The sequence below is a fragment of the Mycoplasmopsis gallinacea genome, from assembly GCF_900660495.1.
In the GTDB taxonomy this organism is placed as follows: Bacteria; Bacillota_I; Bacilli_A; order Mycoplasmatales; family Metamycoplasmataceae; genus Mycoplasmopsis; species Mycoplasmopsis gallinacea.
Window position 1 is genome coordinate 112,631 of sequence record NZ_LR214950.1, and the last position, 17,948, is coordinate 130,578.

Here is a 17,948-nt window from a genome sequence, read left to right on the forward strand (position 1 = left end):
AATTAGGCTACTTGAAGCACTCAGGAGAGTAATAAAAAGTACCAAGATAACTTGGCACTTATATATTTTAATAATTGTAATTATTAATCTTTAATTTTGAATTTGAATTCTCGAATAGTACTTTGGTATGGGATAGATAAGATGTTATAAATAGTATCTGTACCTAATGCTACTATTCGATTGTCAGGTCTTGTAACTTGTATTTGTTCATTGTAAACTCAACTGATTGATTTTAAATCTTGAACACTTCTAGCCACTCCGTTAACTATTAATTTTCCACCTAAACGATCTAAACCGAAGAAGAAATATGATTTGTCATCACTATTTCTAAATGAACTTGTAAAAATTGGATCTTGACCATTAACTATGTATTTAATAGCATTTTGACCATTATGTGTTATATAGAAACTATTAATAGAATTCATACTAAAATTGCTTGGTAATTTAAAATCAAATTTTTGAACAGTATATATACCATTTGAATCGTTTGAAACATTTTTATCAAAAATTAAATCATTATCATATACAAATTTAGCAAAATTATCTGCTGTTCATATTTCTGGGCTATTACCAATTGAATTATATGAAGAATCTTGGAAATTTCTAACCTTTGTGTAATTTCTAGATTCAAGACCATTAATATATGATTTAACTTCTTTTGTAGAATTATCTATTTCAAATTTAAATGATCATTTAAACACCTCTACTTGTGGCATTGAACGAGTGATGTCATTATTATTAAAAACATCACCATATTTCGAAGTTAAAGTTGTATTTGTTTCCAATGATATAGGCTTACTTGGGTAAATACCAAAAACAATCATTTCATGTGTAGAATCATTTAAATAAACTTTATATCATCCATTATTAGAACTAATAATATTAGTTCAGCTTCCTGAAAATGCATTTGATACTGGTGCAGAAATTTTTAGCCCTAATTTTCCCTCTTTAATAAGCTTTGCAACTTTATTATCATCACCTGTTAATTGATCTGGGCTTGAAGCTTTAGCTGCTTTTTCATAATCTAAATTAGAAATTGATAAAACACCTTGGGTAGATCCTGGATAAAACACTTGCTCTTTTAAACCGCTTCAGAATTTATTCAATAATTCTTCATCACTTGTTTGAGCATTATATCAACCGGTATCTTTAATTTTAATAACTGTTTGTTTGTTTTCTGAACCAAATTTATCTGTTCCATTTTGATTTGAAACAAAAACGCTTCTTCCTGATTGAATTTCGAATGTTGATGTTGTTTTAAATTTAATAAGTAATTTATCACTTTTAAATTCTGTAATTGTAAAGTTATCGAAGTTTTGAACATTTCTTGGTGTAAATCTATACACAACATCAAAAAGAACTTTAGTACTTGAATAATCTGTGCTTTGATCTTCTAATTTGTATCATGAAGCATCGCTTCTTCTTTTAATAATTACTCTTAAATTATCCGAGTTAAATTGGTTTTGTAAATCTTTAGATGTGAATTTAAACTGACTAAATAAATTCATTAATTCTCTTGAATTTGTAATGTCAATTTCTGTTACAGAAGAATCGTTACCTAATGAATCAATTCTAGTTGTAAAGTCATTATATCTAATTGAATCTTCAGGTGTAATTTCAGTAAATTTATTAACTACGTCATTTAAAAGAAGCAATTTACGTGGTTTATTAACAAAAACATCTGATTTATCTCTGTTAAATTTAGTAGTGTCTGTTTCTTCTTTTAATTTATTTAATTCTGCATCAGTAAGGTTATCTTCTAATCATGTAAAGAATTTTTTACTTTGATTAATTGTATCAACAATTTTTTTAGCTTCAGTTTTAGCATATTCATTTTGTCTTGATTTTAACTGATCTAAAGTTTCATCTGGATTTGCTTCAAGTTTAGAGCTTAAGTTAACAAAATCTGGCTTAATATCATCAACATTTTGTTTGTATGAGTTATATGCATCACTGTATAACGTGTTAATAGCTCAGTAAGCTGTATCAATTTTGTTTGATGAACTAAGATCGGTAATAATTTCATTTAAGTTAGCTCTAGATGAATAAAGACCTTTAAAGTCCTTTTGAATTTGCTCAACAAGTTCTTTCATTAAACCTTTTAAGTCATATAAAGAACCAGCTTTATTCATCATTACTAATGGATCTGTAGTTGAAACTAATGTATTGTAATTAGTTTCCTCAGTTGAAGCACCTTCTATACCTAAAAACGCATTGTAAGCCACATTAAATTTGTTATTGAAAATATTGATAATTTCGGTCATTCCGAGTTGTTTAAATAAACTTGCTTGTTGCTCATCTTCTGAAGCAATAAATGGTGAAATTGTATCTCTAAAGTCTCTAATAATTCCTTTAGAAGAATCTTCTTTACCAATGTATTTCTTCATATTATCTGAGTAAATTTGGTTAAATTTATTAATTGCAGCTTTAATTTGTGTTTTTGATTCACCTAAAATTACTTTAACTTCTTGGGTAAATAATGATTCTGAAGCATCAACTGAATTACTTGGATATTGTTCTTTAAATGCTTCTGTAGTTAATTTTGATAATTCTGAATATGTAAGTGCGCTTCTGCTTACAAGTTTATTTTTTACAGAAATTAAGGCGTTGTATTCTTCATCTTTAATATCAATACTGCTTCTGATGTTTGAACTTGAAAAAGCATCGATTAATTTATCAAGTTTTTTAATTTCTTCAGCTAAAGTTGCTTGCTGTTCGTTTCAATTTTTTTCTTTTTGGTTTTCAAATTCTTTATTTGCGTAATAAATTTTCAAGTTAACATCTTTAATTGTTATATTTTCAGGTAATTTAGTATTTGCTGTTCCATTATTTTCAGTAATAGTTTTTAAATCATTGATTGCTTTAGTTTGATAACTTGAGGTAGCACTTCAACTTTGAGTAGTAATTTCGCTGCTTAATTTTTCAGTTTGTACTAAAAGAGCTTTAACTTGATTTAATTTTTCTGTGCGAATTTCATCAATTTTTTCTTCAAGTTCATAAGCTTTATGAGCTTTTGCGTTTTCATCATTTGGATTAGCCGCAATTACTTGTTCTGCTGAATCAATAATTACTTTTAATTCAGCATAAAGCTCTTTAGATCTTGGCGTATCGATGATATTTGAATTATCACCTTGTTGTCTTTCATTGTAATAGTAATTTGCAAGATCAATTCTTCTTCTTAATTCTTTTGAATCTTCAAAAGCTTGAAGAACGATGTTGTTTTTGCTTGCATCAATTGAATCACTTTCGCCAGTTACGCTGATGTATGAATCATTAAGAGCTCTGCTAAGGTATTTATCCTTAATAGCTTTTAATTTTTCAGAATCATCACCTGTTTGTGCTTTAAATTCAGTAAGGAATTGATTTAAAAGCGCGTTAATAGGTGCTTTATCTGTTTGTGAAAGACTTGATGTTTGAATTGTTTCTTTGATTTTTTGGTAATCAACTAAAATTTCAATTTTAAGCATCTTGATTTTAATTGAATCGATAAGCTTAGAAATTTGATCATTAGTTGTAAATGTTAAAAATCCTGCTTTTGCTTTTTTAATTTCAGCACTTAAAGATTCAATTTCTTTGTTAACTTCAGTATCAGTTGAAACATTTGATGAAATTTTTTCTTCAGCTTTTTTAACAATAGTTGAAAGATCAATAAATTTGTTTTGAAGTGTTTGTTCAATTATTTTTTTATAATCATCTACTGTTATAGTTGCAGATGTTAAATCAGATAAAGATGTTGATTTTAATACTTTATTTTTGTATAAATCATCCACTCTCTTTTTAAGAGCATTGTAAAGATCTAAATGATTGTTTTTAAGATCTATATTTTCAAGACCATTTGTAGAATCATTTTTGTACTCTTCAATTAAATTATTAAGCGCTTTTCTTTCATCATTTAAGTTTTGAATTTGAGCATTTTTATCATCTAAATTGTTAATTACATTTGTAATTTCAACGTTGTCTTTATCTTGTGAGTAAGGCTTTTTAGCTGTATTTTGTCATAATGCTTGAATAAGAAGTTTAGCGTCTACTTCATTACCTTCAAAAGTATTTGTTAAGTTTTTGTATGTTTGAATTTGTTCTGAAATCTCTTTGTATTTTGTAACAACTTCTTGAGCTTTTTCTGCTCTAATTTTTATCTTATCAAGTTCATCTTTTGATTTTTCATTGAAAGCATCTTGTTGAATTTTGTCTAATCAATTATCAACTTCAGTTTTCTTGATTTCACTATCTTGACCGTTGTATACGTAATAATTAATATCTTCATTAGCTTTACGTGTTTTTTCGATTATTTCATGAATTTCTTTTATAACAGCTAATCTTTCTAAGTATTTATTAATTTCAACTGTTTTAGCATTAATTGCTTCTGAATTATCACTTTGCTCAACAACAAGTGCTTCACCTTCATTAATTAAACGAGTAAGTTCAGTATTTAACGATTTCGAGAATGCTGAATCACTATTTTTTGAAAGGAAATCATCATTTGCCACTTTGACAGCCTTAGCAAATTCTGTAATTGCAGGTAATTTATTTTCAAAAAGTTTAACTTTTTCGTTAACTGATTCAAAAGTATCTAAAGTAGAAGCTTTATTTACTTGATCAAGGAAAGTATCATAAACACCATTTAAGTTTGTAAGTCCATTTGGATCATAAGCACCAATAGCATCTTCTGTTTTTTCTCTCAATCTTTGAATAAATCCTAACGATTCATCTCTTTTAATTTCGAATGTTTTATATTCTTCGAATTGTTCATCTAAAACAGATTTTTTGTTTTCAATATCTTGTTTTGAATCAGTAAAGTTAACAAGAGAATTTGAAAGCATATCATTAAGGAGGTTAATGTCGCTTTCAAGTTTATCTCTATCACTACCTCTAGTTTGTTCTTTAGCAAGTTCCTCTTTTAAAAGCAGAATTTTTTTAGCAACTAATCTTTGAACATCAAATAACTGAGTTGCTGAATCTACTTTTTCTTTAGTCGCAACTGGATCATAGTTACTGAAAGTATTTTTTGGATCATTTAATTCAGTAAGAACATTATCTGTGAAAAGATCGACAGCTTTTTTAACTGATGCATATCCTGATTTAGAATCACTTGTAAGTTCATTATAAGGGTTATTTGAATCATCAGCATTTGGCGCTACATCTGATTTTAATCTTTGAGTAGATTTAATTGCTTCATCACGATCAAATTCAAACTGAATTTTGTCATGCATATCATCAAGATCTTGTAAAGTGGTTATTGGATCATCTTTTAAAGCATTGTATTCATCAATTGCTTTAAGATAATATGGTTTTTCACTTTCTGGAAGATTTTGTTTATCTGCATATTTAGGATCGATTTTTTTCTTAAGAGCTTCGATTTTGTCAACTTTTTGTTGATATGATTCTTCGTTTTTTCTAATTTCGTTTTGGATATCGCTTAATTTAGCAAGAATTTCATCATTTTTAGCTTTAATTTCTTCAGCTGTAGCAATGCGAGATTCTAATAAAAGCTCAGCTTCGTGTTTAAGTTGTTCAAGGTCATTTACAAGTTGCACTTGAATTGCTTTATCTTTAATTTGATCAAGAACAGCTTGAACATCTTCTTTAACTGAATTATTAAGTTCTTTTTTAGCTTCTTCTTTAACAAGGAAATCTTTAAGAGCATCTGTTTTAGCCTTAATTTCGCTTGGTGAATCAGCAAGGTTAATTCCGTTATTTTTAATTGCTTCTTTAATTTGATCAATTAATTTTTGGTTTTTATCAGTATTTCCCTGATCAGCAATTAATTGATTCATTAAATCTGCAGCTTTTTTAAGTTCATCTACAAGAGGGTTAAATGCTGCCACTTTTTCTTCGGCAAGCTCAATATCGCTAGCTTGGTTTTTGTTAGCAAGAGCATCTTGAACAAAATCATCAACGGCTTTAATACCTTCATTAATTTTGTTTTCTTCTTCGGTTGTAGGGTTATTAACTTTGTTATTTTGAATTAAATTATTTAAAGCAACAATATTATCTTTAGCTTTAGCAACTTTTAAGGCATTAACTTCATTTAAAGCATCATTGTTAAGTTCTGCAACTTCACTTGAGTTAGGGATGTTATCTGATTTAATTCCGTCAATAAGATCGCTAATTTTATTTTCAATTTCATTAGCTTTTGGAAGTTCTTCAGCTGAATAAGCACCTTTATTCGGTGATTCTTCTGTGTCAATAATAGCTGGTTTAAGAGCTTTAAGCTGTGTATCTTGAAGATCTTTTAGTGAAGGAAGAAGTTGCTCAAGTTTAGCTAAATCTTCTTTAGTTTTATCAATGTTTTCAGGGTTTGTTTTATCTCTTTCATAAGCTTCTTTAATGCTATCTAATTTATCTAAAAGAGCTTTTTCAATTGGTGTTAAAGGATTAGAAGTTTTTGTATTTGGGAATGTTTCATTGATTTTCTTTTTAAGATCATTGAACATTTTGTTTTGTTCTTTTTCACTAATTGCATTTGCTAATTTATCATTTGCAGCTGAAAGAGCTTCATGAGCTTGTTTTAACTGTTCTTTGGTTGTGTTTGGATCTTTTAAAATTGCGTCAAGAGCAGCTTTTTTAGATGCTACATCTTGCATTTCTTTTTGTGGTTTATCAACTAAAGTGTTAGCTTTGGCAAGAAGATTGTCACTTCTATCCATTGCATCAATAGAATCTTTAGCAATAAGAGCTTTTTCGGTGTTTTCTTGAACTTTTATAGCAATTTCTTCAAGGGCAGCTTTTGCTTGATCAGCATTTTCTGCATTTAAAGAATTTTTAAGAGTCTCAGCTTGTTTTTTGAAATTATCTAAATTAGTAGCGAAAACTTTTTCCACCTCTGTAGGTACATAATTTGGATCATTATGAACATTGAAAATATCATCTAAATGATCTTTTTTCTCATCAATTAACTTTTGCACATCAATGTATTGATCAACAACTGGTTTGATAGTAAGAAAATCGTTCATTTTCTCAATTGCATCTTTTAAGTTGCTAATTGTAATAGGATCGGTTGCACTTGAAAGTTTTTTGGTTAAATCATCAAAATCAGCAATTTGTGCAAGCATATCTGCTGCGTAATCGCTTGGATCGTTGTTATAAAGATCTTTTAATGCTTGAATTTGGCTATTTAAGTTTTGAGCTTGGTCTAAATAATCATTTTTAAGTTCATTTGATCAAGCTTTGTAAATTTGTTTAAGCTCAGCAACAGGGATGGTCCCAAGATTTTTAGTTGCATCAATTTTGTTTTCAAGCTCATCTAAATCAGATGAAATATTTGGTTTAAGATTTTCTTGATCTTTTAATCACTTGATGTCATTTCTTAAATTATCAAGCTCGTCCATCATAATTTTTGAATCTGAAACAGCTTTATCAAAGACTTTTTTCATTTCATCAAGGATTTTTTGAGCTTCTTCTTTTGAAGCGGCTTTTCTGAATTTATCTTCTAAATTATCAAGTTTTAATTTATCAATGTCAGAAAGGAATTTTTTATCATAAGCATCATCAATTTGTGCTTCTAAGTCTTTAAATTCATCTTCTAAAGCTTTAAGTGAATTATATTTATCATTAATTTGCTTTTTAAGATTTGCAAGTGATTCAACATCACTAGGAAGGTTATCTAAATCTGGCAGATCTTTTCTGAATAAATCATCAAAAATATCAAGTTGCTCAGTGGCAACAAAATCTTTAATTGCTTTTTTAAGTTCTTCAGGACTCTTACGGTAATCACTTTCTTTTAATAAAGTGGTTTGTAAGTTTTGAATTGCTTCATCTAAATCAGCTTCTGAATTTAAGTTATTTTTAACATTATTGTATTGATTTATGGCATCTTGAATTTCTTGTTTAAGTTTTGGGTTAATATCTGAATTTAATAATTGGTTAGCTTTATCAACAAGCGAATCACCAGTGTTTATTTTTTTATCTAATCTTTGTTTAAGTTCTTCAAGTTTATTTAATTTATTTTGAACAACAATTTCTTTAGTTTCAAGGTCATTTAAAGTAAATTCGTATTCATTTGAGTATTTTTCTAAGCTATCAACTGATTCAAGAAGATCATTTTTTAAGTTAGGGTAAGGGAAAGTTTTTTCAAACTCTCTCGCTTTAGCTACTAATTCATCAGCAACTTGTAAGTATCCATTTTGTTTTGCAAGCTCTTCTTGAAGTTTTCTTTGATATTGTGCAAGCGCTTCAGAAATATTGTATGAAGGATCGCTTTCGTATCTTGCAAAAGCTTTTTCAAGTTCAATTGTAGGACCTAAACTAAAGTTACTTTTTAAAGTTGTTTCACGTAAAAGGTTTCTTTGCTTTTCTAAAATATCCTTAAGAATTAAATAATCTGCTTTAGGCATATTTGGTGAAAATGCATTTGATAATTCCTGAGCTAACTTATTTAATGAATCAGACATTGTTTTAATTTTTTCTCGATCAGTTAAGCTTTTGTTATTTAAAACAACATTATAGTTTTTAATGTTTTCAAATGATTCGGAACTAATTTTGTCTTTAAAGTAGTTTGATTTACTTGCTTGCTCCATTGCAGAGTAGCTATAACTTAATGTAACTAAAGCTGAATTTGGGTCAAGACCCATAGTTTCTTTGATAAACACTAAGTGCATGGTAGAAGCGGCTGCAGCTACAGCAGCTGCAGCGGCTACACCACCAATTATTTTTTTAGTTTTATTACTCATTTGTTTCCCTTTCTTCATCATTTTGTAATTCAAGATCTGATTTATAAATTTTAGCCATGTAATCTGTATTAAATGTATTAACGAAGTTTGTTGATCCAAAAGTCATTCCAAATGAATCATTTACATCATTTGAAGCACCATTCGAATTTTTACTTGTGATATATGTTCCACTTTCATCTACATTTCAAAACGCATCTGTCTTTGATCTAGGACCACTAGGACCACCGGTTGTGTTTTCAATTTTATAAGCAATATCCTTGTTAACGTATTTTGAAAGAACATCTTTAGCCATTTGTAATGATTTTGTGTAATTTTGTTGCGCATCAGTATCTGAATATGTATATGAATTAGATACGTAAGCAACCATTCTATTCCCTCAAGGAATACCAGCAATAAAGTATTTAGCATTTGATGAAGGCACAATTTGAAATAATCAAAGAATAATTCCCATTTTCTTACTATCAACATCATAAACTGGAATAGCAATTAAGTGAGGCACATATGAAATTGCACCATAGTTATCTGATGGTAATAATCTTCAGAATGTAAGGTCTGAACTTTTAGCATAGTTTTTGCCTTTGTATCTAAAGTTTCCATTATTTTTAACTGAAATGTTGATATTAATTCTTTCTTTTTGGATATCTAAAGTACGTTTTCATTTTTTAACTTCTTCAGTTCATTTTGCACCTTGTTCATTTGAAGGATATTTTAATACTCTTGTTTTAGCAGCAGATAAGTTAGGATCTAAATCAACAAAAGGATCATTTATTTGAATTGTTTTTGCTTTTAATTCAGTAAGTTTAGATTCTGAATACATTGGTAAATAAGTTTGTTCATTGTAAAGTGATTGTAAGTCATTGTATCCTGAAACAATAACACTAGGTGCTGTTTGTGGTGTAACTCCACCTTTTGCATAGTCAAATAATATTCCACCTGGAAGGTTTTCGACTGCAGTAGATTTTCAGTCTTTACCCATTTCTCCAGATCAATCACCTTTGTAGAAACCTCTTGTATTTGTGAATCAATTGTTATTAATTTTAATTTCTGAATAAGTTTTAAATCTTGATTCAGCTCCTGTTCAGTAAACTATAACTTCCCCTGTGTCATTAAATACTGAAGTTGTTGAATTATTATTTGAAGGCATTGTGAATTTAACTAAAATGTTATATCTTACATTTTTGTAACTTGGGTTAGCTTGAACAATGTCTGTTAATAAAGGTTGACCATCTTCATCAATGTATAAGTACACTTTAACGTTGTTGCTATTAAATATTTTGCTATTTTGTTTTACAATTGAGAATTTGGTAAATAAACTTAAGAATGATTGTCCGTCAACTAAAAGAGCTTTTTTATCAACCCCACCAACTCTAACTGTTGTATATGAAGCGTCCTGAATTTTATTTACAGCATCTGTTCAATCATCAACATATTTACCAGAAACAAGTTCTAAATCATTGTAATTGTAGTGGTATGAATCTTGACTTGGTTTATTGTAAAGGTATTCAAAAAGATCTTGTTTATTAACTGGACTGTTTAATCAATCTCTAAATCCTTTAGCAGAACTTAAAGCTCTTTTTACTTTAAGAAGAACCATTGATGGTGAATTTAAATCAGCAGCATCAAGTTCTTTTTTAACTAATGAAGTATTTGTGTCATTTTTGATTTTTTCAGCTTGAGCGCTTTGAACATTAAATTGTTTTTTAAACTCAGCAAAGATAGCATCTTTTTGATTTAATGCACTAGCATCAAGTCAAAGATTTAAGTACTCATCAATTTGAGATCTTCTGTTGATGTAATCAATATAAATATTTTTAAGTGCTTTATTGTCAGAGTTACTATCACCAAAAATTAATTTATTTCACTTTGTATTTTGATCTAAGATCGCTTTTGAATAATCTAAGAATTTATCTTTTGAAGCAACAAGAGCATCTTTATCAGCATCATTAACTGGTTCATCTAGTGGGTTTACTCCTCGAGATGCATTTGTTGCGCTATCGAAGCTTGTTGTATTTAAGAATGAATTTAAGTATTGGCTACTTGAAGTGTCAAAATGCATATCATCAATGATAGTTCTTAAGTTAGAAGGAGTTGTTCCATCATCACCTGGAGTTGGAGTTGTAAGCTCTTTTTTAGCTTCATCAAATTCTGTTTTAAAGCTCTTAAGTTTTAAGGTTGTACTTTGTTTTACAAGTGTATATTTAGAGTTAAGATCTTTTCTTTTCTCTTTAAGTTCAGTGATTGTATTACTGTAATTTTGATATTGCTCTTCTGAATAATTAGCAGTTGAATCTGTATAATCACTATCAATATTTCATGAAGAAGGATCAAAACTTTCAATAGCTTGAATGCTTGCAATCAATGAATCGATATCGCTTGATGATAATCCATATAATTTAGCTAGTTCAGCTTTATCAATTGATTTAGACTGAATTGCAGAATCTACACCTTTGAAAATTTGTGAGTATTGTTTTGATCTTACAAGAAGTGATCTTAAGCTATTTCTTTCATATTCAAATAATGCTAAAAGTTGAGCTTTAATTTTGTCTTTTGATTGCTTAATTAACTCATTGCTTTTTCTAATGAATTCAATTTCTTCAATTTGCCCTTGGTTATAAAGAGTTTGAAGCTCATCGATAGCTTTAGCATCAAAATCATCCATTTTTGGACCATGATTAAATCCATAATTGCTATCTACATATGATTTAATATCTTTAGCAACATCAAGTTGTGCTTTTAATTCTCTACGTTTTTGGTCTTTTAATTTAGCAATAAGTCCTGTTGAACCATCATCGATTTTGTCAATTTCAAGTGATTTTGAAATTTCGTCGTGATTTGATTTGGTAAGTTGTTCTTTGGCTTTGCTAATTTCTTGATTTAATTGCTCATAAAGATCATTCATTAAAGCTGTATCATCATTTGCGCCTTGTTCATTTACTTTTCTAGCATCATAAATTGCTTGAGCTTTAGTAACAACTTTCTTAAGGTTAATTGAGTTATTAAGCGCAACTTTTAATGAAGTATCACTATCACCTGTTAAGTATCTCTCTTTGAAGTTTTTGTTAAATTCTTCAGAAGAATAATACGAATTTGTATAGTAAATTTCTTTGAAAATGTCATTTAAGATTTTTTGAAGTGGCGCAGATTCATTTGCTTCAAGATATACATTTTCACTATTAGCAAGAGCTGAATCTCTATTTTCCACTTTATATGAATCAAGTGTTTTTTGGCTTGTTACATATGTTTTATAAAAATCAAGTTTATCAATTTGGAATTGTAATAATCTATTTCACTCATTAATAATGTTTTGATCCACATTGTTTTGGTACATTGAAACAATGGCTTTAGAATTAACATTTAAATCACCTTTAATAAAGCTAATTTCTTCTTTAATTTGGCCAATTAATGATTTCATATGTGCATTTTCTTTAGCATAATTATCAGTTTCAATTTCAGCTACTTTAGCTTCTAAATCGTTTACTTTATCAGCAATTACTTTGTATGGATCAACTACTTTATTTACAGCTGAAATATAATCTGAATAATTATCTAAATCAGTTGTAGTATAGCTTTCAGAAATGTAGTTAATAATATTAAGGTATGCTTGACTGATTTTGCTATTAGCAACTGCATATTTAGGTTCATCTTTAGACAATTTTGTATTAAGGGTAGTGATATTAGCTAAAATGTTTTGAATTTTTAATGCTCTATTTGTAAATAGTGCATTTTTTTCTTCAATTTGAGCTTCTAAATCACTAACTTTAGTATTTAATACTTGATTTTTTCAAGTTAAAGCAGTATTTTTTAAGTTAAATCTAGCATCATTGCTTGTTTCTTGTGAAGCAACAACAAATAATGCTTCAGCTAATTTGTTTTGAAGATCAAGGTTTTCTTTGTATTTAAATAAATCATATTGAATTTGGTAGAAAGCTTTTTTAGCTTCATTTTTAGTTTCTTCAAGCTGTGTTTGTGCAGCATCTAATTTTTCTTTAAGATCAACAATTAAAGCCTCAATTTCAGATACATTAGCTTGCGCGCTAGTTACGCTAGATTCATCAAGAGATGAATCATAGCTTCTTTGAGCTTGAAACTCAGTAACTCTTTCTTTAGCAATTTCAAGTTCTTTAACACGTAAGCTAATTTGATTGCTATATCTTGTAATTTGTATCACTAATTCATCAAGTGTATCAGTAATTTCTTCAAGTTTTGCTTTATCAGCTGCAATTTTAGATTTAATTGTTTCATTTTGCTCTTGAGCTTGAATATGTTGCTCTTTAATAGCTTCAGCATCACTAGAATCTAAATTATCTGAAGTTTCTTTAGCAGCAACTTCTGAATTTAAAATTGATTCACCAATGTTTTTAGTGTCAAAATCATATCCAAAATCTTTTAATGAGTCAGGAGCAACATTTAAAGCACTAAATTTAGCTTTTTTAGCTGTGTCATTATCTTTAATATTTTTATAATCATTATTAATAGATTTTTCTTGAGTTGTAACTAAGTTTTTGAAGTTATCAAGTGAAACTAAAATAATTGCAAGTTCTTTTTTGACGTCAAGAATATTAACTTCTTTATTTGCATAATCAATTGAATCTGCAAAGTTTTTAAATACTTCAAGCGAAGCAAGCATTTTAGCTTTAACCGAGTCTTTAGTTAAGCTACTAAAACTTTCTTCGATAGCTTCTTCATTAATTTTGAATGTTAAATTATCAACATTTCCAAATCCATCAGAATAAGTAAGCGCTTCTAATTTATCTTTAACGCCTTTATACTCTTGATCAAATTCTTTAACAGCATTTAAAAGTGCTTGGTAATTTTTAACTTCTTCATTTAATTCACTAATTCCTAATGAATCGGGTTTTAAATACTTAGAATTAGCTCTTTTTTGTAAATCTTCATTAAATCTATTTTGAAGAGCTTCAATTTTTGAATCTCTAGGTTCACTAAGAGAATCGTTAATATTTTGGGCAAGCTGATCAACATTACCTGCAAGAACTTTAATTTCATCAATGTTTTGATTAATTTTTTTGTAAACATCTTCAATTTCTTTAATAGCATCTTTACCTTTAACACTTGCAAGTTCAGTTTGTTTTTCATTAAGAAGTTGTGTAAGATCTGCTAATTGACTTGTTCCATATGAATCATTAGGAATTTCAGCTTTTAATGCTTCAAGCTTGTCATTAACTTGTTTACGTAATTTTTCTTCTTCAACTGCATTATATCTAGCTGTATTAAGGTTTTCAGCTTTAGCTTGAATTTGAGCTTTATCATCATTATCAGGATCAATTAAGTTATCATTAATTGCATTGATAATTTCATCTTTGTTTTGAGTTTCACCATATGCATCAAGTAAGCTTTTTGACTCATCAGCATAAGTTTTAAGTGAATCCATTTTACTAATATATTCATTTAACTGCGCTTCTGTTAATTTAGGCTCTTCTGAATTTACTTTTTCAAGTCAATTATCCATTGCTCCCTGGATATTTTGAGCAAGTTTTTCAGTTGGGCTTTGATCACCTTCTTGGGTTGAAGTTGTCTGTGCAAAAGTATCTTTAATAGCTTCAATTTTAGCTTTTTTATCTTCAAAGACATCTTTAAGGTATTCAAGCTTCATTTCTTTCATAAGCTCTTCAATTTGGCTAGGAGTAGCTGCATTAATAAAGTTATCACCTTCTTTTTGAGCAGCAATTTTAGCTCAAGCAGCATTAAGTTTATCTAAGTTATCTGCATTAATTCCACGTTTTGAAGTAGCTTCTAATGTAAGTTGATCATATAAAGCTTTTGCTTCTTTATATTTATCATCTAAAGCTTTTTCTAAGTTTTGTTTTTCAGTGGTTCCTAAATCATTAGCTCTTTGGATGTCTCTTTGAAGTGCAACAAGTTGAGCAGCTGTTAAATCTGGATTAGCAAATCTTTCTTTGAAAGCCGCAATTTTCTCTTCAAGACGAGGTTTTGAGGTAACAAAAATTGCTTTGTCAGCCTCTTCATTAGAATAAACTTTTTCAATTTCTTTAAGCGCGTCAGCAACACGTTTTTTAGCTTCAATTTTGTTTAATTCTTCAGCAATTCTTTGGATTTTTGCATCAATTTCTGAAGATGGATCATCTAAGTTAATTGTGTTTGCCTCAATAACTGCTTTAAGTTGGTCAGCTACTTCTGGATAAGTATCAATAAGTTCCTTGTATTTTGCTTGTGCTTCTTTTAATTTAGCAGCAAGTGGAATGTTGTTTTGAACTTTCTTAGTTGTATCTTGAATAGTTTTAATGTTTGTAGATGGATTTACAATTCCTTCAGCTAAATTTTGCTGATTGGTAATGTTATCTGTAATTACTTTTTCTAATTCTTTATACGCTTCAGGATCAGTCTCTACTGAAGGTGTAATATAAGCTTTTAAATCATCAAGAGCATTTTTAAATTTAGCTTTTTCTTGAGCAATTTGTAAATCTTGTTTTTCTTTAATAGCAGCAGCTTTTAATTCACCATATTTACCTGTACCAACAGCTGGATCTGTAAGATTATTAATAAAATCATTAATTTCATCAAGTTTAGCTTGTGCCTGTTCAATTTGGTCAGCTGGCTTATTAGCCCCAAGACCCATATCTTCAGTTTTTCTAATTTCATCTTGTAAAGCAAGACGTTCTTTTTCTAAATCAGCAGCAGCTTTAATGTTATCTTGAAGTTTTTTAATAGCATCCACAGCAGCATCATAAGCTGCTTGGTTAGTGTTTGGATTATCTAAAATGGCTTTTTGTTTTTCAAGTTCTGCTTTGAATTTTTTCTCAAGCTCACTTGGAATTACACCATTACGGTAAGGAGCAAAACCATCGTTAATTGCTTTTAATGCTTTTTGATAGTATTGATCAGAAATAAGTTTATTTCTTTTATCTTTAATTAAGTCTTCAAGTTCTTTAACTTTTTCAACTTCACGCTCAATATCATTTTGATATGGATTTTTAAATACATCATTTTGAGCTTTTAAAAGACGGTCTGCATCATTAATCTCTGAAAGAAGTTGTCTTTTAATTTCTGGGTTAGCATCAAGGCTAGCAATAATATCTAAAAGTTTATCTTGCTCATCCATTAACTTTTGTAAATCAGCTTTTGGAGCTTCAAGAGCTTTAATTTGGTCATAAAGCTCGTCAATTTGTGCTTCTTTTTCTTCATTAGTTAAGTTTGGATTTGAATGAACAGCATTGATTTTGTTTAATAAAACATCAATTTTATCTTTGTAAAGATTTGCTTGAGTGTTTCTATCATTTCCATCTGCCATTGATGGAATTGCATCTTTAAATTCATTAGTTTCTTTATTAATTTGAGCTACTTTTTTGCTTAAACGTGCATCATCAAGTAATTTTTTGTACTCTTCAATTCTTGGTTCAATTTGATTGCTTGTAGCGCTTGAATAATCATTTGTAAGAGGTGTAGAAACTATTTCAAGAGCTTTTAATGCTTCTTTAATTGCTGGTAATACATCAGGGTTGTTTTGTGCCTCTTGCCCTGCAGCAATTAAGTTTTTAAGTTCATTTTTATTTGCATCTCTAAGTTTGTCAAAAAGCTCTGCAACTTTATCTTCAGCTTCTCAAGTGCGATCTTCTTCCCCATCAAGAACGTCTCATTGCTCTAAAGATTGCGCTTTTAAAGCTTCAACTTCAGCTAAAATTTCATTAAGAAGCTCTTTATCTGAAAATTCACTTGGAAGTTTGGTATTTACTAAAGCTTGTAATTTTTCTAAATCGCTATTGATTTTTTGGGCACGAGTTAATTTCTCAATTACATCATCAATTTTTTCATTTTCATCTTCAGATAATGCTAAAAGATCTTCACCATTAATTGAAGTCATTTCATCTTTTAATTCAGTTTCTTGTGGTGTAGAAATTAAGTTATTTGCTTTTGCTTGATCAATTAATGAATTAGTTTTATCAATTGATTTTTGTTGGCTTTGTGCAAAATCAATTTTAGCCTTAGCATCTTTTTTAAGCTCAATAAGTTTATCTTTAGAAATATTCGGATCATTTAAAGCGTCAGTAATTTTAGCAAGGCTGCTAATAAGAGTGTTATTTAAATTAGCATGATCAAGAGTTGGAGCAGCATCAATAATGGCTTTAACTTCATCTTTTAATGTTGCTTTGTCTTTGTTTTGATCATTTAATTCTTCTTGAATTGAATCTACTAATTTTTCAAGTTCTTTTAAATCGTCAAGTTTGTTATTTGCGTAAGTTACATCTTTTGAAGCTGCAGCTTCATCGTATTTATCCACTTTAGCAAGTAATTTTTCTTTTTCAGCATTGCTTAAATTTGAATCAAGAACGTTTTGTCTTGCAATTGCACTTTTGTTTAAATATCTTTGATACTCAAGCTCTGTTTCTTTTTTAATTTCTGAAAGATTTGAAAGTGCATCTTCAAGATCATCTGTAAGTTGCGAAACATTCTCAGCCGAAATGCTGTTAAGATCTAAAGCTGCTTCAAGAGCGTTAATAAGTCCTTGAACTTTAGCTTTATCTTCTGGTTTGTAATTTTCTGGATTTGCAGCAAGTTCATCTTTAATTTTTCATAAGATGTTTTGTGCTGGTACAATAATTTCATTTTGACGATCAAAAATTCCTTGAGTTTGCTCTTTTAACTTCTTCGCAAGTTCAAGTTTTTCAGTTTCATTAATATCACCATTTTTAAGTGAGTTAATAACATCTCTGTTGTTATCTAAAAATTGAGCTTTAAGTTCTGGATCTTTGATTTGATTAGTGATGTCTTCTAAAGTTTTCTCTACCCCTTCTTGAGAATCCTTTCTAATAGCATCATTTAAAAGTGCATAATCAAAATCACGATCAAGTTTATTAGCAAGTTGTTGAGCACTAAGTGAGTTGTAATCTGGATTTTGCTTATTGTGTTGAATTTCAAGTAAAATTCCGTATAACTCATCTTGTGTTTCTTTGCTTAAAGTAGATTGCTTAGTTTTTGGATCAATATGTGAATTAAGGTAATCAACAATTTTGTTTTCAAATTGTTTAATTTGACCAAATTCTTTATTAGCATAAACTTCGCGGTTATTTTTTGGCTCTTCTTTTAAAGCAAAAACAACTCCAGCTAAACCTGCAGCTGCAATAGCACCAGCTGCACCAACTGCAATAGCTGTATTAGATAAGGTTTTCTTTTTGTTCATATTTACCTCTCTTACTTATTTTTCAAAGTAATGTAAATTTATATAGTTGTTTATTTTTAAATATATAAATTTTGTTTACGTATATTTTTTACTTATATTTAGTAATACTAATATAGTAAATTAGT

The 17,948-nt window shown here is 28.9% G+C and carries 2 protein-coding genes; both read right to left on the bottom strand.

Annotation, left to right across the window (positions count from 1 at the left end; genetic code table 4):
* Window positions 1–83 precede the first annotated feature (83 nt).
* Window positions 84–8,669, bottom strand: a complete 8,586-nt coding sequence (locus tag EXC51_RS00410) for a hypothetical protein (RefSeq protein ID WP_129620015.1) — start codon at window positions 8,667–8,669, stop codon at window positions 84–86.
* Window positions 8,662–17,823, bottom strand: a complete 9,162-nt coding sequence (locus EXC51_RS00415; protein WP_129620016.1) for a hypothetical protein — start codon at window positions 17,821–17,823, stop codon at window positions 8,662–8,664. The genes EXC51_RS00410 and EXC51_RS00415 overlap by 8 nt, the downstream gene beginning before the upstream one ends.
* Between the last annotated feature and the right edge of the window lie 125 nt (window positions 17,824–17,948).